Source organism: Sphingomonas sp., from assembly GCF_017744835.1.
Lineage (GTDB): Bacteria > Pseudomonadota > Alphaproteobacteria > Sphingomonadales > Sphingomonadaceae > Sphingomonas.
In genome coordinates this window covers 694612-713231 of sequence record NZ_JAGIAM010000001.1, presented here as the reverse complement: position 1 = coordinate 713231, position 18620 = coordinate 694612, and the positions used below count along the sequence as shown (strand labels likewise).

Annotated in this window: 17 protein-coding genes; 14 read left to right on the top strand and 3 right to left on the bottom strand. The window is 69.3% G+C overall.

Annotated elements, in window-relative coordinates:
• Positions 1–79 precede the first annotated feature (79 nt).
• The 5 genes from J7500_RS03300 to J7500_RS03280 all read left to right on the top strand — a co-directional run bounded on the left by J7500_RS03300 (position 80) and on the right by J7500_RS03280 (position 5961).
• A complete protein-coding gene (locus tag J7500_RS03300) occupies positions 80–1462 on the top strand; it encodes a glycosyl transferase family protein (protein ID WP_294059996.1) in 1383 nt (460 codons plus the stop codon).
• A complete protein-coding gene (locus J7500_RS03295; protein WP_294059994.1) occupies positions 1459–2487 on the top strand; it encodes a hypothetical protein in 1029 nt (342 codons plus the stop codon). Before J7500_RS03300 ends, J7500_RS03295 begins: the two co-directional genes overlap by 4 nt.
• A 48-nt stretch (positions 2488–2535) precedes the next feature.
• Positions 2536–3450: a sulfite exporter TauE/SafE family protein gene (locus tag J7500_RS03290; protein ID WP_294059993.1), complete on the top strand. Its 915-nt coding sequence runs from the start codon at positions 2536–2538 to the stop codon at positions 3448–3450.
• Positions 3447–4208 carry a TIGR02186 family protein gene (locus J7500_RS03285; RefSeq protein ID WP_294059991.1) on the top strand — a complete coding sequence of 254 codons (762 nt, stop codon included), beginning with the start codon at positions 3447–3449 and terminating at the stop codon, positions 4206–4208. Before J7500_RS03290 ends, J7500_RS03285 begins: the two co-directional genes overlap by 4 nt.
• A 130-nt stretch (positions 4209–4338) precedes the next feature.
• Positions 4339–5961: a DUF87 domain-containing protein gene (locus tag J7500_RS03280; RefSeq protein ID WP_294060667.1), complete on the top strand. Its 1623-nt coding sequence runs from the start codon at positions 4339–4341 to the stop codon at positions 5959–5961.
• A 103-nt stretch (positions 5962–6064) separates the two neighbouring features.
• On the opposite strand, the gene J7500_RS03275 is transcribed toward J7500_RS03280, so the two are convergent.
• Positions 6065–7549 carry a M23 family metallopeptidase gene (locus J7500_RS03275; protein WP_294059990.1) on the bottom strand — a complete coding sequence of 495 codons (1485 nt, stop codon included), beginning with the start codon at positions 7547–7549 and terminating at the stop codon, positions 6065–6067.
• A 251-nt stretch (positions 7550–7800) separates the two neighbouring features.
• On the opposite strand from J7500_RS03275, the gene J7500_RS03270 reads away from it, so the two are divergent.
• The 7 genes from J7500_RS03270 to J7500_RS03240 all read left to right on the top strand — a co-directional run bounded on the left by J7500_RS03270 (position 7801) and on the right by J7500_RS03240 (position 14050).
• Entirely contained in the window at positions 7801–10293 is a 2493-nt protein-coding gene (locus tag J7500_RS03270; protein WP_294059988.1) for a helicase-related protein, read from the top strand.
• Positions 10286–10594 carry a S4 domain-containing protein gene (locus tag J7500_RS03265; protein ID WP_294059986.1) on the top strand — a complete coding sequence of 103 codons (309 nt, stop codon included), beginning with the start codon at positions 10286–10288 and terminating at the stop codon, positions 10592–10594. Before J7500_RS03270 ends, J7500_RS03265 begins: the two co-directional genes overlap by 8 nt.
• 48 nt (positions 10595–10642) lie before the next feature.
• Positions 10643–10981, top strand: coding sequence for a ferredoxin FdxA (gene fdxA, locus J7500_RS03260; RefSeq protein ID WP_294059985.1), 339 nt, complete (start codon positions 10643–10645; stop codon positions 10979–10981).
• Between the two features lie 245 nt (positions 10982–11226).
• Positions 11227–11760: a CarD family transcriptional regulator gene (locus tag J7500_RS03255; RefSeq protein ID WP_294059983.1), complete on the top strand. Its 534-nt coding sequence runs from the start codon at positions 11227–11229 to the stop codon at positions 11758–11760.
• A gap of 148 nt (positions 11761–11908) precedes the next feature.
• Positions 11909–12625 (top strand): head GIN domain-containing protein, encoded by a 717-nt coding sequence (locus tag J7500_RS03250; RefSeq protein WP_294059982.1) that lies wholly within the window; start codon positions 11909–11911, stop codon positions 12623–12625.
• A 62-nt stretch (positions 12626–12687) separates the two neighbouring features.
• Positions 12688–13308 (top strand): hypothetical protein, encoded by a 621-nt coding sequence (locus tag J7500_RS03245; RefSeq protein WP_294059981.1) that lies wholly within the window; start codon positions 12688–12690, stop codon positions 13306–13308.
• Between the two features lie 61 nt (positions 13309–13369).
• Positions 13370–14050 carry a DUF2807 domain-containing protein gene (locus J7500_RS03240; RefSeq protein WP_294059980.1) on the top strand — a complete coding sequence of 227 codons (681 nt, stop codon included), beginning with the start codon at positions 13370–13372 and terminating at the stop codon, positions 14048–14050.
• Positions 14051–14349: 299 nt separating this feature from the next.
• Here the strand turns inward: J7500_RS03240 and pdeM are convergent, their stop codons facing one another.
• Both pdeM and J7500_RS03230 read right to left on the bottom strand, forming a co-directional pair.
• Complete coding sequence (gene pdeM, locus J7500_RS03235) at positions 14350–15012, bottom strand: ligase-associated DNA damage response endonuclease PdeM (protein WP_294059979.1); 663 nt, start codon at positions 15010–15012, stop codon at positions 14350–14352.
• 57 nt (positions 15013–15069) lie between these two features.
• Positions 15070–16476, bottom strand: a complete 1407-nt coding sequence (locus J7500_RS03230) for a M20/M25/M40 family metallo-hydrolase (protein WP_294059978.1) — start codon at positions 16474–16476, stop codon at positions 15070–15072.
• Positions 16477–16640: 164 nt separating this feature from the next.
• Here J7500_RS03230 and J7500_RS03225 point away from each other — a divergent pair, with 164 nt between their 5' ends.
• A complete protein-coding gene (locus J7500_RS03225) occupies positions 16641–16856 on the top strand; it encodes a hypothetical protein (RefSeq protein ID WP_294059977.1) in 216 nt (71 codons plus the stop codon).
• A 271-nt stretch (positions 16857–17127) separates the two neighbouring features.
• Complete coding sequence (locus tag J7500_RS03220) at positions 17128–18519, top strand: exopolysaccharide biosynthesis polyprenyl glycosylphosphotransferase (RefSeq protein WP_294059976.1); 1392 nt, start codon at positions 17128–17130, stop codon at positions 18517–18519.
• The last annotated feature ends 101 nt before the right edge of the window (positions 18520–18620 follow it).

The following is an 18620-nucleotide window of genomic DNA, read 5'->3' as shown; positions in this document are numbered from 1 at the left end:
CGCGCCAAGTCTCCGCGGGCCGATTGATCGTCACCGGCGGTGCCACGGATAAAGCCGCATCCGAATCGGAGACGCCGCCGTGGGGGAAGCGCTGGTTCTCATTTCCGCGATCGACGCGGTCGCGCGCGAAGCGACTCTATTCGCGGCGATCTGGTTCCTGATCGGCGGGCTCGACGATTTGGCGGTGGACCTGATCTATTGGGGACGCCGGATCCTGATGCGACGCAGATCGGCGCCGTCACTTGCGCCGCGTTCCGGCATTCCGCCCGCCTTCGCCGTTTTCGTGGCCGCCTGGGACGAATCGGCAGTGATCGGCCACATGCTCCGCACCGCGCTCGGTCGCTTCGACTATCCCGCCTATCGCATCTACGTCGGCACCTATCCCAACGATCCCGCCACCATCGCCGCAGTCGAGGAAGTGGCGAGCGCATTCCCCCGCGTCCGGCTGGTGATCGGGCCGCTGCCGGGGCCGACGACCAAGGCCGATTGCCTCAACGCGCTGTGGCGAGCGCTGCGCGCCGACGAGGCCGCAGGCGCGCGCTTCGATGCGGTGATCCTCCACGACGCAGAGGACGTCGTCCATTCGCTCGAGCTCGACGTCTTCGCCAGCCTCATCCACGCCCATGGTGCAGTGCAGATCCCGGTGCTGCCGCTGCGCTATCCGGGCTCGCGTTTCGTTTCGGGCCACTATCTCGACGAGTTCGCCGAGGCCCACGCCAAGCAGCTTCCGGTCCGTCAGGCCGTCGGCGCGGGCCTGCCGCTCGCCGGCACCGGCTGCGCGATCCGCCGCGACATGCTCGGCCGGATCGCCGATGCGCGCGGCGGTTCTCCGTTCGACGCGACCAGCCTCACCGAGGACTATGAGCTCGGCCTCACGATCAGCGCGATGGGCGGCGCCCCCGTGCTTGCGCGTGTGCCCGAGAGGCCGGGCGGCCTGCCGGTGGCGGTGCGCGCCTATTTCCCCGCAACGCTCGGTGCGGCAGTGCGGCAGAAGGCGCGCTGGATGATCGGCATCGCGCTCGCCGGATGGGACCGCACCGGCTGGAGCGAACCTGGCCGCATCGGCGACCATTGGATGCGGATGCGCGATCGCCGCGCGACGCTCGCGATCCCCGTGCTCGTCGTCGCCTATTGCGCGCTGCTGTTCTGGGGGCTTTCGCTCGCCGGCCATTGGGCCATGCGAACCCCGTCCCCGTCGCTGCGGCCCGGCATGGCCGTGCTGCTCGACGCGAACCTGGCGCTGCTGGCGTGGCGGCTTGCGATGCGGATCCTGTTCGTGCGCGCCGCCTATGGCTGGGGCGAGGCGCTGCTGTCGGTCCCGCGCATGCTCGTCGCCAATTATGTGGCGCTGCTCGCCGCGCGAAAGGCGTTCTTCGACTATCTCGGCATGCTCCGCGGCGCCGCGCCGCGCTGGGACAAGACCGCGCATCATTTCCCCGAAGAGGCCGATCCCGCGGCATGACCGGCAAGGGCCGCCCCTTACGCTTCCTGATGCTGCTGACGCTCGGCTGGACCGGCGCGCGCGTCGCATTGCTCTGGTCGCAGACGGGTTCGCTCCCCGCTGCGGTCGAGCGGCTGATCCCCTTCGCCTCGGCCGGCTCGGCGCCGAGGCCGACGGCCGTTCCGATGCAGACGGCGCAGGTATCCCCGCATCGGTCGCCGAAGAGCCGCACGCCTGCAGCCGTTTTCGCCGCGGTTCCGATATTCGCTCCCCAAAACCCTCCGGTTCGCCAAGTCGATCCCCTCCGCGTGCAGATCGCGCTGCTGGGACTGGTACAATATGGCGCCGCCATCCCGGTCGAGGGCGCGGAAGTGCAGTCCGCCGCCGCGCCCGCCCCCGAACGGCTCGATCCGCTGCCCCAGCGCTGGTCGGCAAGCGCCTGGGCCTCGTTCCGGCCGGGGCAGCGGATCGGCGCGGCGCCCGGCGCGGGACAGCTCGGCGGCAGCCAGGCGGGGGTCCGCCTCGCCTATATGCTCGCGCCCCGGCAACGCCTCGCCGGCTTCGCGCGCTTCACGGCGCCGCTCGCGACGCGCGGTCGGGAAGTGTCGCTGGGCCTCGAATGGCAGCCGACGCGCGCGCCGGTGCGGCTGGTCGCCGAACAGCGTTTCGCGCTCGATGGCGGCGGCAGCGGACCGGGGCTCGGCGTGGTCGCCGGTGCAGACACGGCGCTGGCGCACGGCTTCCGGCTCGAATCCTACGGCCAGGCCGGCGCCGTCCGTCGGCAGCAGCTCGAGCCTTATGCCGACGGCGCCGCGCGCGCGACCCGCGCAGTGCTCGACCAGCGCGGCGTCCGCCTTGCGCTTGGCGCGGGGGCCTGGGGCGCGGCGCAGCGGGATGCGGCGCGGCTCGATCTCGGCCCCTCGGCCCTGCTCGCCGTGCCCGTCGCGGGCCAGACGATCCGCCTCGCGTTCGACTGGCGCCAGCGCGTCGCGGGGCATGCGCGCCCCGGCTCGGGCCCTGCGCTCACCATCGGGAGCGATTTCTGACCCGAAGTCTTTTGCGGAAGCACGCAAAAGCGGTATCGCGTCGAGGGCATGGATCTCTACCTTCCCATCGCCAATCTGTCGGTCAACGCGCTGGTGATCGTGGCGCTTGGGCTCGGCGTCGGCCTGCTCTCGGGCATGTTCGGCGTCGGCGGCGGCTTCCTCACCACGCCGCTGCTGATCTTCTACGGCATTCCGCCCACCGTCGCCGCAGCTTCGGCCGCGAGCCAGGTGACCGGCGCGAGCGTCTCGGGCGTGTTCGCGCATTTCCGGCGCGGCGGCGTCGACGTGCGCATGGGGCTGGTGCTCGTCGCCGGCGGGGTGATCGGCAGCCTGATCGGCGCGGCGCTGTTCGCGATCCTACAGCGGACCGGCCAAATCGATACGGTGATCGGCGTGCTCTATGTGCTGATGCTCGGCTCGATCGGCGGGCTGATGCTGCACGAATCGATCGGCGCGATCCGTGTCGCGCGCGGCGCCCGGCCCGCCAAGCCGCGCAAGCGCCGCCACCATCCGCTCGTCGCGATGCTGCCGCTGCGCTGGCGCTTCTATCGCTCGGGCCTCTACATCTCGCCGCTCGCGCCGCTGCTGCTCGGCGTCTTCACCGGCATTTTGACCGTGCTGCTCGGAGTCGGCGGCGGCTTCATCCTGGTGCCCGCGATGCTCTACCTGCTCGGCATGGGCGCGCAGGTCGTGGTCGGCACCTCGCTGTTCCAGATTCTGTTCGTCACTGCCGCCGCCACATTGGTCCACGCCACCACCACCAAGGCCGTGGACATCGTGCTGGCGGTGCTGCTGCTGATCGGCTCGGTCACCGGCGCGCAGCTCGGCGCGCGCTTCGCCCAGACGATGAAGCCGGAATATCTGCGGTTGGTGCTGGCGGTGATGGTGCTGCTGGTAGCCTTTCGCATGTTGCTCGGCCTCGCGTGGCGGCCCGACGAGATCTTCACGGTCGAGCTGCTGTGAAGCGCTGGGCGATCGTGCTGCTGGCCCCGTTGTTGATGGGCCAGGCCAAGCCCGAGCTGGTGCCCGACGTCTCGCAGCGCGATATCGAGATCGCCTATTCCTTCACCGGCGCCGAGCTGCTGCTGTTCGGCGCGATCCTCTATCCGAACGGGCGCGTCCCCGGGCCGGAGGAGAGGCCCGCCGACATCGTCGTGGTGGTGAAGGGCCCCACCGAGGCGATCAAGGTCCGCGAGAAGGAAAAGGTCGCCGGCATCTGGGTCAATGCCCAGACGATGCGCTACCGCTCGGCGCCGAGCTTCTACGCGATCGCCTCTTCGCGGCCCGTCCGCACGATCCTCGACGATCGCACCCGGGCGATCTTCGAGCTCGGGCTCGACAGCCTCCAGCTCTCCCCGGCCTCGGGCGCCGCGCCCGAAGTGCAGGAGCGCTTCGACCGCGGGCTGGTCGACCTGCGCGTGCGGAGCGGCCTGTTCTACGAAGCGCCGGGAGCCGTGGAGATCACCGACGGCGTGCTCTACCGCGCCCGGCTCGCCATCCCCGCGCGCGTGCCGGTCGGGCGCTTCACGGCGGAGACCTTCCTGATTCGCGACGGCCGCGTGCTCGCCGCCGCGGTGCGGCCCATCGACATCCGCAAGTCGGGCTTCGAGCGTTTCGTCGCGACCAGCGCCCAGCGCTATTCGCTCGCCTATGGCATCATCGCGGTCGCGCTATCGGTGCTCTTCGGCTGGGGCGCCGGCGCGATCTGGCGGCGGATGTAGGACTCCTACTCTAGTCAGACAAAACGCAATATTTACCTCCTGCCGCCATGGTCGCTTCCGCAATTCTGTGGAGTGACGGATGGAAGGCCAGTTCGGTTCGCGGGGTATGGAGAACGCGACGCCCATTCCCATGGCGGACGTGCTTCCCTCGCTCACGCCGATGCGCGCCATCGGCGCGGTGCTCGATATCGCGGGTTCGTCGAGCCAGGTGATGTTCGACCATGCCGAGATCGACGCGCTCGCGCAGAGCACCGACGCCGCCGTTGCCAGCGCCGGCCAGATCGGCAGCCTGGTCAAGATGCGTGTCGGCAATACCTGGCTGATCGCCAACATCCGCTCGCTCCGCCTCGAAGGTTCGGGCGACAGGATCGCCGCGCAGGTCGATTTCCTCGGCGAAGGCGACGAGGAAAAGCTCACCGGCAAGCTCTACAAGTTCCGCCGCGGCGTGACGCGCTATCCGGTGCCCGGCTGCCCCGTGTTCCCCGTCACCACTGCCGATCTCAAGCAGATCTACGCCGCCGACGAGCGCGCGCACATCGAAGTGGGCAACGTCTATCCCACCAAGGACATTCGCGCCGCGCTCTATGTCGACGCGCTGCTCGGCAAGCATTTCGCGCTGCTTGGGAGCACCGGTACCGGCAAGTCGACCGCGGCCGCGCTGATTCTCCACCGCATCTGCCAGCTCGCGCCTCAGGGTCACATCCTGATGATCGACCCGCACGGCGAATATGCCAGCGCGTTCAAGGATGGCGGCGCGCTCTACGACGTGTCGAACCTGCAGATGCCCTATTGGCTGATGAACTTCGAGGAGCACTGCGAAGTGTTCCTCACCACCGATGGCTCGGACCGACAGGTCGACGCGGACATCCTCGCCAAGTGCATCCTCGCCGCCAAGGCCAAGAACCGGCTGGCGCAGGAAGTCGGCAAGCTGACCGTCGACGCGCCGATTCCCTATCTGCTTTCGGACCTGACGCAGATCATCCAGCTCGAGATGGGCAAGATGGACCGCGCGACCGACACCGCGCCCTATCTGCGCCTGCGCAGCAAGATCGACGAGATCAAGGGCGATCCGCGCTACGCCTTCATGTTCTCGGGCATGCTCGTCGCCGATTCGATGGCGACCTTCCTCGCGCGCATTTTCCGCCTGCCGGGCGACGGCAAGCCGATCTCGATCATCGACGTGTCGGGCGTGCCGAGCGAGATCACTTCGGTGGTGGTCGCGGTGCTCAGCCGCATGGTGTTCGACTTCGCGATCTGGTCGCGCGGCGAGTCCAAGCGGCCGGTGCTGCTCGTCTGCGAAGAGGCGCACCGGTACGTCCCCAACGAGCGCAACGCCGATGGCTCGTCGGTCGGCCGCATCCTCAGCCGCATCGCCAAGGAAGGCCGTAAGTACGGCGTCTCGCTCGGTCTGATCACCCAGCGCCCGTCGGACCTCGCCGAAGGCGTGCTCTCGCAGTGCGGCACGATCCTCTCGATGCGCCTCAACAACGAGCGCGACCAGGCCTTCGTCCGCGCGGCGATGCCCGAAGGTGCGCGCGGCTTCCTCGATTCGATCCCGGCGCTGCGCAACCGCGAGTGCATCGCAGTGGGCGAGGGCGTCGCCACGCCGATCCGCCTGCTGTTCGATTCGCTCGAGGAGCACAAGCGCCCCGCCTCGGACGACCCGCTCTTCTCCGAGCTGTGGCGCGACACCGGCGGCGAGGAAGCGATGCTCGAACGCACGATCAAGCGCTGGCGCTCGCAGGGGAAATAGGAACGCCCACTAAACCGTCATCCCCGCGAAGGCGGGGACCCGGAGTCACGAACCGAGACGCTGCCACGCTGGGTCCCCGCCTTCGCGGGGATGACGGCCAGGCTCAGTCGGCGTCCTTCACCGCGCCATGCCCCACCGGCACGCGCAGCAACGTGCCCAGCTTGGCCTTGAACGCGCCCAGATCGTTGCCGGTCAGCTGCTGGGTGCTGGTGAACGACACCGATCGCGGGTTCACCGCGGCGCCGTTCTTGTAGAGCTCATAGTGCAGGTGCGGACCGGTCGACAGGCCGGTGTTGCCCACCGCGCCGATCTGCTGGCCGCGCCGCACATGCTGGCCGCTGCGCACCAGGATGCGGCTGAGATGGCCATAGCCGGTGCCATAGGGCCCGCCGTGGCTCAGCTTGATGAAATTGCCATAGCCCGAGCTGCGTCCGGCGAACTGGACCACGCCGTCGCTCGCCGCGAACACCGGCGAGCCCCAGGGCGCGGCGATGTCGACGCCCTTGTGCATGCGCGTGAAGCCCAGGATCGGGTGGCGGCGCATGCCGAAGCCCGAGGAGAAGCGGCCGTTGGCGGGCATCGCCATCGCGCCGGTGGCATTGCCGCGCCCGGCGCCGTCGAACCAGCTCGTCTTGCCGTTCTGGTCCCAGGGAAGCAGCTGGACCTTGCTGGTGCAGCCGTTGACGCCGGCGTACATCAGGTTGCCCAGCTGGACTTCGCCGGTCGCGGCGCGCGCCTGCTTGACGATGATGTCGAACTTGCAGTCCGAGCCGAGCCGCGCGACCGGCACGCGGCTGGCGAGCGCGCGGATATAGGCCTCGACGGCCTTGGCGGGCGCCCCGGCGGCGCGGGCCGAGCGATAGAGGCTCGATCCGATCGCGCCCTGGATGCGCAGCGGCGTGTTGTCGATCGCGATCGGCACCTGCTTGAGCGCCAGTCCGCCGCCGCTGCGCGCGACTTCGAGCTTGAGGTCGAAGCGCGCGCGGAAGGCGAGCTTCTCGAGCGGGCGCGGCTGCGCCTTGTCGGTGCGGCGGCCGAGCGTCAGGTCGAGCATCGTGCCCGGCTGGATCTCGCCGAGCGCCACCGCGCGCGTCACCAGCGCGCTCACGGCGCTCGCATCGGTCTTGCCGACGCCCGAGCGCTGGAGCGTGCCGAGCAGCGCGTCGCCCGAGGCGAGCTTGGCGTCGAGGTTGAGGATCGGCCGCTCGGGCGTGTCGGCGAGCGGGGCGACCAGGCTGGTCGCGGCCATCCGCCGCCCGGTCGTGGCGCCCAGCGCCAGCGGCTTGATCGCCTGCGCGCGCGACGCGTCGCGCTCGGCGCCGGTCAGCGGGGCAGGGACGGTGCCATAGATCGGCGTTTCGAATCCCGGCGCAAGCAGCAGCGTGACCGCGCACAGCCCCAGGCAGGTCGCCAGCCCGCGGAACCAGGTGACCGATCCGATCTGCGCGCCCAGGTCGGGGACCAGATCGAAGTCGGAGAAGCGGCGGAAGCGCGCGCTGAACGGCGGCTCGATCGGCGCGCGCGGCATCGCGGACGCAATCGAAGCGCCGCCGCCGAGCTGCTGGCCATGATCATCGCTCAGGAACAAGCTGTGCTGCCCCCCGAAACCCTCATCTGCGTTCGTGCAGCCACCCCCGGCCCACGAGCGTTCTGTGTGAAAGCACTGGTTTAAAGTCAAATTAAGCACCCCGCCCGGCGCCGCAGCCTGCGGCGACCTGTGCCTCACCCGAGATAAAGGGAGGACGTCACGACAATCTCCAATAAATCCAACATGGTTAACATCCTCGCAATCGAGGGGAGTTGCGTAAGTCGCGGCGCGCAGCGATCTTGGACTCCGCAATGAGCCAGTTCGCGCGTTCCCCCCTCACAGCGGTGCTCGGACCCACCAACACCGGCAAGACGCATCTCGCCGTCGAGCGGATGTGCGGCCATGCCAGCGGCATGATCGGCTTCCCGCTGCGCCTGCTCGCGCGAGAGGTCTATGACCGGGTGGTCAAGATGAAGGGCCCCGCCGAGGTCGCGCTGATCACCGGCGAGGAGAAGATCCTGCCGCCCAAGGCGCGCTGGTTCCTGTGCACGGCGGAATCGATGCCGCTCGAACGCGACGTCGCCTTCGTCGCGCTCGACGAGGCGCAGCTCGGCGCCGATCCCGAGCGCGGCCATGTCTTCACCGATCGGCTGCTCCGCGCGCGGGGGCGCGAGGAGACGATGATCCTCGGCTCGGATTCGCTCCGGCCCATGCTCAAGGCGCTGGTCCCCGACGCCGAAGTGATCGGGCGCCCGCGCTTCTCGACGCTCTCCTATGCCGGCGCCAAGAAGCTCTCGCGGCTGCCCCGGCGCAGCGCGATCGTCGCTTTCAGCGCCGAGGAAGTCTATGCCGTCGCCGAGGCGCTGCGGCGGCTGCGCGGCGGTGCCGCCGTCGTCATGGGCGCGCTATCCCCGCGCACCCGCAACGCCCAGGTCGCGATGTTCCAGGCCGGTGAGGTCGACTATCTCGTCGCCACCGACGCGATCGGCATGGGGCTCAACATGGACGTGGCGCACGTCGCCTTCGCCTCGCTCCACAAGTTCGACGGACGCCGCCAGCGCCGGCTGACCATCGCCGAGATGGCGCAGATCGCCGGCCGCGCCGGGCGCCACCAGAAGGACGGCACCTTCGGCGCGCTTCACGAGGAAGGCCCGAGCGCCTTCACGCCCGAGGAAGTGCTGGCGATCGAGGCGCATCAGGTGCCCCGGCTCGAGCATCTCTACTGGCGTCAGGGCGAGCCCGATTTCGCCAGCATCGACGCGCTGATCGCCAGCCTCGAGGCCAGGCCGCACCACGAAGTGCTCCGCGCCGCGCCCGAGGCGGTCGACCTCGCCGTGCTCAAGCGGCTCTCAGAAGAGGATTGGGTCCGCGCCCGCGTCCGCTCCCCCCGGATGGTCGCGCGGCTCTGGGCCGCCTGTGGCCTGCCCGACTTCCGCAAGCTCGGCGCCGATCCGCACGCGCGCTTCGTCGGCCGCCTCTTCGGCCATCTCTCCGAGGGCAACGGCCATGTCCCGCACCAATGGTTCGCCGACGAGATCGCGCGGCTCGACAATATGGGCGGCGACGTCGAGACGCTCGCCGGCCGCATCGCCGCGGCGCGCAGCTGGGCCTATATCGCCCACCGCGCCGACTGGCTTCAGGACCCCGCGCACTGGGCCGAGCGCACCCGCGCGATCGAGGAGAAGCTGTCCGACGCGCTCCACGCCAGCCTCACCCAGCGCTTCGTCGATCGCCGCACCACCGTGCTGCTCCGCCAGATCGGCGCGGGCGCGGGCGAGCTACCGGTGACGATCGGGCCCGAGGGCGAAGTCAGCGTCGAGGATCACCCGCTCGGCCGGCTCGAGGGTTTCCGCTTCACCGTCGCCCCGGACGCGCGCGCCGCTGACAAACGCATGCTCCTCGCCGCCGCCGAGAAGCGCCTCGCCGGCGAATATCGCAAGCGCGGCGCCGCGCTGGCCGAGGCCGAGGATGCGGCGCTCGGCCTCGTCGGCGCGGTGCTCGCCTGGTCCGGCACCGGCGTCGCCGAGCTCAAGCCCGGCCCCAACATCGCTCGCCCGCGGATCGTGCTCGATCGCGCGCTCGACGTGCTCGACCAGCCCCAGCGCGCGGCGGTCCAGGCGCGGCTCGAGCGCTGGTTCGCCGATCGGATCGCGCAGAACCTGCCCACGCTCGCTAAACTGGATGCCGCGACGCGCGATCCCGAGGCCGGCGCCCCGGTCCGCGCGATCGCCAATGCGCTGCTCGAGGCCGGGGGGCTGCTCCCCCGCCGCGCCGCCGGCACGCTGGTCGAGGCGCTCGATCCCCCGGCGCGCAAGCGGCTGCGCCAGATGGGCGTGACGATCGGCACGCTCGACCTGTTCGCGCCCGCGCTGCTCAAGCCCGCCGCCGCGCGCTGGCGGCGCGAGCTGATGGGGCTCGCCGATGCTCCGCCCGATGGCGCCACCGTGCTCCCCCGCGGAACGCCCGGCGCCGATCTCGCGCACGGCTTCCGCCCGCTCGGCGCCCAGGCCGTGCGCGTCGACCTGGTCGAGCGGATCGCCCGCGCCGCGCACGACAGCCGTGCCAGGGGCGGCAAGGGCGGTCGCACGCCCTTCGCGCCCGATCCCGCGCTCGCCACTTCGATGGGTCTCACGCCAGAGACGCTGGCACGGCTGATGGCGCAGCTCGGCTTCCGCACCGCCAAGGCGCGCGAGGGCGAGCCGCAGCGCTGGGTGTGGCGCGGGCTCACTCCCGTCGCCAAGCCGGCCCCGCCGCCCGCCGACAGTCCCTTCGCCGCGCTCGCCGGGCTCCGCCGCCATGGCTGACGGCGAGACGATCCGCCTCGATCGCTTCCTCTGGTTCGCGCGCCTCGCCAAGACACGCACCGACGCCCAGGCCATCGCCGAAAAGGGCACGCTGCGCCTCGACGGCCGCCGCATCGAGCGCTCGGCCGCCGCGGTCCGCATCGGCTCGATCATCGTCTTCCCGCTCCACGGCAAGGTCCGCGCGCTGCGCGTCGAGGCGCTGCCGAAGCGCCGTGGCCCGCCCGCCGAGGCAGCCCAGCTTTACACGGCCCTCGAAATCCACGTGCCCAAGCCCGTTGACGACGGGGACTCGGGGGCATAGCAGGGCCGCTAGTTTACTGCTTTTGGCCTTCAGGGGAGCCCGACGCCAATGACCTATGTCGTCACCGACGCCTGCATCCGGTGCAAGTACATGGACTGCGTCGAAGTGTGTCCGGTCGACTGCTTCTACGAAGGCGAGAACATGCTCGTCATCAATCCGAACGAATGCATCGACTGCGGCGTCTGCGAGCCCGAATGCCCGGCCGAGGCGATCCTTCCGGATACCGAGAACGGCCTCGAGAAGTGGCTCGAGCTCAACCGCACCTATTCGGAGCAGTGGCCCAACATCACCACCAAGGGTGACGTCCCGGCCGATGCCGACGAGCGCAAGGGCGAGGACGGCAAGTTCGAAAAGTATTTCTCGGCGAACCCCGGCACGGGCTCCTGAGCCGCCGATAACGCGCTCCCCGCGCGAAACCTGCCACCGCCCGCAGATTTCTGCGGTGCGGCGATGACCTTTGGCTGGTAATTTTATTGCAAGCGTGTTAAATGGGAACCCGACGGAGGCGATGGATTCGCCTTCCGCCCGGAGAAGCATACGAAGTCGCCCCCGACACGCCGGACCGACGCGCGAGCGCTTGGCCCGACGCCGCACCGTTCGGGGCCGTTAATTCACGGAAAGGTTCCTCGCACATGGCTGCCAAGGCGCTGTCCTTCGATGTCGGCGATTATGTCGTTTACCCCAAGCACGGCGTGGGCCGTGTGATCGAGCTCCAGAAGCAAGAAATCGCGGGGATGCAGCTCGAGCTCTACGTCCTCAGGTTCGAGAAAGAGAAGATGACGCTCCGCGTTCCGACCAACAAGGCGGAGAGCGTGGGCATGCGCAAGCTTTCGAGCGACAAGACGCTCAAGGAAGCGCTCGAGACGCTCAAGGGCAAGCCCAAGGTCAAGCGCACCATGTGGTCGCGTCGCGCCCAGGAATATGAAGCGAAGATCAATTCGGGCGACCTCGTGTCGATCGCCGAAGTGGTCCGCGACCTGTTCCGTGCCGACGATCAGCCCGAGCAGAGCTATTCGGAGCGCCAGATCTTCGAAGCTGCCGCGTCGCGCCTCGCCCGCGAGCTCGCCGCGATGGAAGAGACCGACGAGAAGGCCGCGCTCGAGAAGATCCTCGACATCCTGCGCAAGGCCGCGGTCACCTGGAACAAGGACAAGGTTCCGGCCTGAGGGATAAGCCCCTCCCCTTCAGGGGAGGGGTTGGGGTGGGGCCTGTCCACAACACCCAAAAGGGGCGCGCCGGCAACGGCCGCCCCTTTTCCTTGCCTGTCGCGAAGTGTATTGCTACGACAACACACGAATGAGGGAGAAAACAACCATGCGCAAACTGCTGATCGTCGCCCTGCTGCCGCTCGCCGCCTGCCAGTCGAACTGGGAAAAGGGCGAAGCCGCCCAGCCGAGCGGCACCGGCGGATCGCGCAGCTTCGCCGCCACCGGCTTCACCTCGGTCGACCTGCGCGGCCCCGACGACGTCGACGTCCGCACCGGCGCGAATTTCGCAGTCACGGCCGAGGGCGATTCGGCCGTGCTCGACAAGCTCGACATCCGCGTCGATGGCGATACGCTCCGCGTCGGCCGCAAGGATTCGCACGACTGGTCGATGCGCAGCGAGCGCGGCGTGAAGATCCATGTCGTGATGCCGAAGCTCGGCGGCGCGTCGGTCGCCGGCTCGGGCAATCTGACCGCCGACCGCGGCGAGGGCGCGTTCCATGCGTCGATCGCGGGCTCGGGGAACCTCAGCATCGGCGAGCTCCGCGCCACCGACGCCGATCTGTCGATCGCCGGCTCGGGCGACATCCAGGTCGCGGGCAGCGCGACCAAGCTCTCCGCCTCGATCGCCGGCTCGGGCGACATTGACGCCGCCGGCTTCAGCGCCTCGGCCGCCGACGTGTCGATCGCGGGCTCGGGCAGCATCCGCAGCACAGTGAAGGGCGAGGCGACCGTCTCGATCATCGGCTCGGGCGACGCCGAGCTGACCGGCGGCGCCAAATGCCATGTGAGCAAGATCGGCTCGGGCGAGGCGCGCTGCAACTGAGCCGGCGCCAAGGCTTGCACGGAACCCCCGCGCGCGCGAGTGTCATGCGCGGGGGGTGAGCGATGAGCGACTATGTCTGGGTCAGCAACGCGCTGACCGAGGTCAGCCTGACCGGAAAGCTCGAGACCGACGTCTGGCAGAATAACCGCGAGGGAGCCCGGGCCGCGGAACGCGCGAACAAGCGCGGCCAGCCGGTGCCGCCGGAGCTCTGCCCGCAGCGCATCTGGGGCGACGATCGCGCGCCGTTCTTCCAGAAGTTGCCCGATCTCATCTCGGCACAGGCGCACTGGATCGTGTCGGCCCGGGCGGCGGAGATACTGCGCGGGTTCGACCTGGGGCAGGGCGCCCTCTATCCGGTCCGCGAAGGTGCCTATCAGGCCGACAATATCACGCGCGCCCAGGGCGACTATTTCACTTGGATTTTCGGCGCCACCAAATCGGGCCTGCTTCCAGCCGAGAGCGCCGGTCTCCGGCCTTCCGGCGTCGCCGGGCGGGTTTTCAAATTTCCCTGGAAAGTCGCTGACGAGACCGTCGCGGTTTCGCATACGGTGCTCTCTGGCCCCGATGTCTGGGTCGACCCCCATCTCTTCCGGTCGCTGTTCTTCAGCCGGGCACTGGGCGACGCGCTCGATCGCGCCAAGCTCCGCCGCGCCTTCCGCATGTACCGCGCGCGTGTCCTCTAGCGCGCGGCATGGCGCGGTGCCCGCCCCGGGCTTGCGCGAACCGGCGCCGCGCGCGAGTGTCATGCCGATGCGCCGCTTCGCCTTGCTCCCGCTCCTCGTCCTGCTCGCCGCGGCGCCGCCCGCCGCCGAGCGCCGCTTCCTCGTCACCAGCTTCGACCGGCTCCGCGTCGAGGGGCAAGTCGACGTCGAACTGGCACCGGGTTCGCCGGGTGCCGTCGCGAGCGGCGACAGGGCGGCGATCGACGCGCTCTCGGTCCGCATCGACTCCGGCACGCTCGTCGTCCGTCCCGGCGAGGGCGGCAGCGGCGTGCCGCACCTGCGGCTGACCGCGCCGGCGGTGGGCGCAGTGCAGGTCAACGGTGGCGGGCACGTGCGCGTCGCCCAGGTCAAGGGAGACCGGGTCGACCTCACCGTCAACGGCGGCGGCACGCTCGAGGTCGCCGACGTCGCGGCCCGCGACCTTGCGCTGACGCTGTCGGGTACCGGCGCTATCACTGCGGCGGGCAAGGCCGATCGGGTGCGCGCGCGCAGCTTCGGCGCAGGCTCGATCGACGCCGCGCGCCTCACTGCGGGCGACGCGGTGCTGGTCTCGCAGAGCAGCGGCGACCTCTCGGTAGCGGCGCGCTACACCGCCCGTGCGACGGCGCTCGGCACCGGCGCGATCCGTGTCGGCGGCCGCCCCGAATGCCATGTCAGCGGCCCGGGCCCGGTGGAATGCGCAGGCACCGCAAAACGGGATTGAGCGCAGGCGTATCCCGCTCCCGTCGACAATCCGTCCATTCGAGACGCGCGATCCGCTTGCAATGTAGGATTTCGGCTGCTTGGCTGGCTACCCGCCGGCAAGGAGCCGGCGGCGCTCTTTGAACTCGTCCAACCTCGATCAGAGATCCCTCGTCATTATGCTTCGGCGACGGGAGAACCGAAAAACCCCGTGGAGCGTGCAAACGTCAACTTCCGCCAAGATGTCGCAATTTCCTTGCGTGCGGGCGCAAATTTATTGCCGAAAACGCGGGAAAAGTGGGAAGCTAGCCCCGCCAAATCCTACGCCGCGATCGGGAACCGCAGCAGCCGGTCCTCCAGCGCGACCAGCGCCTGCGCCCCGCGGCCTACCGCGCGGACGATCTCGGGATGGTGGGCATCGAGCCCGCCGGTCAGCGCGCCGAACGCCGGCAGGATCAGCTTGGTGCTCGTCGCGACGAAGCAGCGCCGCGCCACTTGCCGTCCGCGCACGCTGATCCGCAGCTTGGGATGGAAGTGGCCGGAAAGCTCGGGGCGCGGGTCGCCCGGATCGGCCTCGTGGCGCAGCACCAGCCCGTCGACTTCGGCTTCCTCCAGAATCGTGCCGCCGCAGTGATCGACCAGCAGCGAATCATGGTTGCCGGTGATCCAGCGCCAGTCGAGCCGCGCGGTCAGCCCCTCCAGCATGGCGCGCGCATCCGCCGGCAGCCGCTCGCAGCCCTTCGAATCATGGAAGCTGTCGCCCAGGCACCACAGCTCCCGCGCCTGGGTCCGCTCGACCAGCGCGGCAAGCGCGGCGAGCGTCGCGATCGAATCATAGGGCGGCAGCATCTGGCCCTTGCTCGCGAACCAGCTCGCCTTCTCGAAATGCAGGTCGGCGACGAGCAGCGCGCGCCGCGCCGGCCAGTAGAGCGCGCCCTCGGGGAGCGCTCTCAGGTCGTGGCCGGCGAACGAAAGGGGAACCATGTCGCTGCTATCCGGCCTCAGGGCGCGCGCGTCAACTCCGGTCGATGCCGCCCCCGCTCAGGCGGGAACGGTCTCGCCCGTCTCCGCCATTGCGCCCAGCCGCCCCAGGATGCGCACCCAGGATCGGATGCCCTTGTTGAAGCTGTTGAGGTCGTATTTCTCGTTGGGCGAGTGGATGTTGTCGTCGTTGAGCGCGAAGCCCACCATCACGCTGTCCATTCCCAGGATCGAGCGGATCGAATTGACCACCGGGATCGATCCGCCGCTCGCGAGCAGCGCCGACTTGCCCCATTCGGCGTCGAGCGCGGCGCGAGTCGCGGCGAGCGGCGGGCTGTCGCTCGCCAGGCTGATCGCGCGCGATCCGCCGCGGGGGATGAAGCTGGCGGTGCAGTCGGCGGGCAGCCGCTCGCGGACATGCGCCTCGAACGCCGCCCACACCTGGTCGGGATCCTGGTCGCCGACCAGGCGGAAGCTCACCTTGGCGTGCGCCTCGGCGGGGATCACCGTCTTGAAGCCTTCGCCGGTATAGCCGCCCCAGATGCCGTTGATCTCGGCGGTCGGCCGCGCCCAGCTCTGCTCGAGCACGCCCACGCCCTTCTCGCCGGCGGGGACGCTCAACCCCACGTCCTTGAGGAACGCCGCGCCGTCGAAGCCCAGCGCGTCCCAGCTCGCCTGCACATCGGCGCTGAGCGGATGGACGCCGTCGTAGAAGCCGGGGAGAGTCACATGGCCGTCGGCATCCTTCAGGTCCGAGAGGATGTCCGCCAGCACCTGGATCGGGTTGCGCGCCGGGCCGCCATAGAGCCCCGAATGCAAATCGCGCGAGGGCCCACGCACCGTCACCTGCCCGCCGGCCATGCCGCGCAGCCCGATGGTGATACCGGGAGTCGCGGTGTCCCACATCGAGGTGTCGCAGATCAGCGCGAAATCGGCCTTCAACTCCTCGGCATTGGCACGGAGGAAGGGCTCGAGGCTCTCCGAACCCGATTCCTCCTCGCCTTCGAACAGGATCGTGACGCGGCACGGCAGCTTGCCCTCGGCCTGCTTCCACGCGCGGCACGCCTCGATGAAGGTACGCAGCTGGCCCTTGTCGTCCGATGCGCCGCGCCCGACGATCGCCTTGCTGCCGTCGCCGCGCGTCTCGAGCACCGGGTCGAAGGGATCGCGCCGCCACAGCGACAGCGGGTCGACGGGCTGGACGTCGTAATGGCCATAGAAGAGCACGTGCGGCCCTTCGCCCTCGTGGTGCGCGACCACCATCGGGTGTCCGGGGGTGGGGGCGACTCGCGCGGCGAAGCCCAGCTCGCCCAGCTCGTCGGCGAGCAGCTGCGCCGCCTGGCGGCACTGCCCGGCATAAGCCGGGTCGGTCGAGATCGAGGGCACGCGCATCAGCGCGAAGAGTCGGTCGAGGCTCTGGTCGAGGTTGCGCTCAGCCTGGTCGAGCGCGGAAGCGGAGTCGGTCATGGGGAAGCGCTACGCCCCCCGCGCGCGCGGGGCAAGGGAGGTGCCACGCCGCAAGGGGAAGTGCGGCGAACCGAACGATTACGCTCGATAAGGCGTTGCGCTTGGTGTAGGTAGAAGGAAGAACAAGGCAGTGCTTGCGGGGGCCTGCCGGGTGAGAGGATGGAATGCCCGAAGGATCGACTGGGCCCTTGAGCTCGGAGGCGCCGCTGGTTGCCGCGCCACAGGAAACGATCGTCGTCGATCGTCCCGAGCGCCCGACTCCCTTTCCGCCCTTCCCGGTCAGCGCCGCCGAACGGGGTGTCGAGACGCTGTCGCGATTCGCGGGACCGGTGGCGTTTTTCCTCGCTTTGGGCGGAATCGTCTGGCTGATCGCCAAATAACTGATTTCGTGAAGCTTCTGTCGCAGAAGCGGTAAAATGGCCCGAAAAATGCCCTGGCCGCGCCGGCCGGGCAGTCGCTGCGTGCCGCTTCGGCGAATCTCTCCTCAGGCACGGATCGTCCCAAATTGACGTGATTCGTCGCATCGACGGCTTGCCTTCTACCTGCCTGCTGTGTCCTGTTGCATTGCAGCAAGTCCGCGGCGCCCCGGCGCAACGGGCTGCCGGCCCAATGTACGGGTGTGTTCTTGCGTCAGGGAGTGACGGGTGTCGCATGTCCAAGATTGACTTGGCAATCCGCGGTTATCCCAGCCGAACGCCCTTTGCGGCGGCGGCCAAGCGCAATGCCAAGGTCTGGCTTTGCCTCACCTTGATCGCGGCTGATGCCGTGGCGCTGCTCGCCGGCTTCGCGGTCGGTCTCCAGGTCGAGCAGCCCGGCAGCGTCTCCGCCAATGCGCTGACGTCGCTCGCCGGCGTGCTGCTCGTCCATGCCGGCATCGCCTTCCAGAACCAGGCCTACAGCACCAAATGCCTCACCAGCGCCACCGCCAGCGTCCGCCAGGCGCTGCTCTCGCTGGCGGGGACGATGCTGCTGTTCCTGCTCGTCGTCTTCTCGCTCAAGGTCACCGGTCGCCTGCCGCGCTTCGCGCTGTCGCTGGGCATATTGTCCACGGTCGCGCTGGTCATCGGCCAGCGGCTGCTGCTCTGCCATTTCGTCCAGCGGACCTGCGGCGGGCAGCTCCAGTCGGAGCTGGTGATCGTCGACGGCGGCAACGTCCCTGATCATTGCCTGGCCAGCGACATCATCGACGCGCGCACCGCGTCGCTGCGTTCCGACCTCGACGATCCCTATATGCTCAACCGTCTCGGCACCGTGTTGCGCGACTATGACCGCGTGGTCATCTGCTGCGCGCCCGAGCGCAAGGGCGAATGGGCGCAGGTGCTCAAGGGTGCCAATATCCAGGGCGAGATCATCATTCCCGAGCTCGGCGAGCTCGGCCCGCTCGCGATCCATCAGCTGAGCGGCGTCACCACGGTGGTCGTCTCGCGCGGGCCGCTCAATCTCGCCGATCGCGCCAAGAAGCGTGCGCTAGACATCCTGCTCACCGTGCCGGTGCTGATCATGCTGCTGCCCGCGCTGGTCGCCGTGGCGCTCGCCATCCGGTTCGATTCGCCCGGCCCGATTTTCTTCCGGCAGGAGCGGATGGGCCGCGGCAATCGCATCTTCCACATCCTCAAGTTCCGCTCGATGCGCGTCGAGACCAGCGATTCGGACGGCACGCGCTCGGCGAGCCGCGACGACGACCGGATCACGCGTGTCGGCCGCTTCATCCGCAAGACCAGCATCGACGAGCTGCCCCAGCTCATCAACGTGCTGCTCGGCGACATGAGCCTGGTCGGCCCGCGCCCGCACGCGCTCGGCTCGCGCGCCGGCGACGAGCTGTTCTGGCGAGTCGACCGGCAATATTGGCACCGCCACGCGCTCAAGCCCGGCATTACCGGACTCGCGCAGATCCGCGGCTTCCGCGGCGCCACCGAGCACCGCAGCGACATCGTCAACCGGCTCGAGTCGGACCTCGAATATCTTCAGGACTGGAGCCTGATGCGCGATATCGGCATCCTTGCCCGCACCGCGCAGGTGCTCGTCCACAAGAACGCCTATTGAGCGGGGAGCAGCGCCTCGGCCGGGCCGTACCAACGGCTCGCCGCGGCGCTAAGCTTTTGTAAACCGATTGCGGACAGAGCTGCCGTCTGGGCTATTAGGGT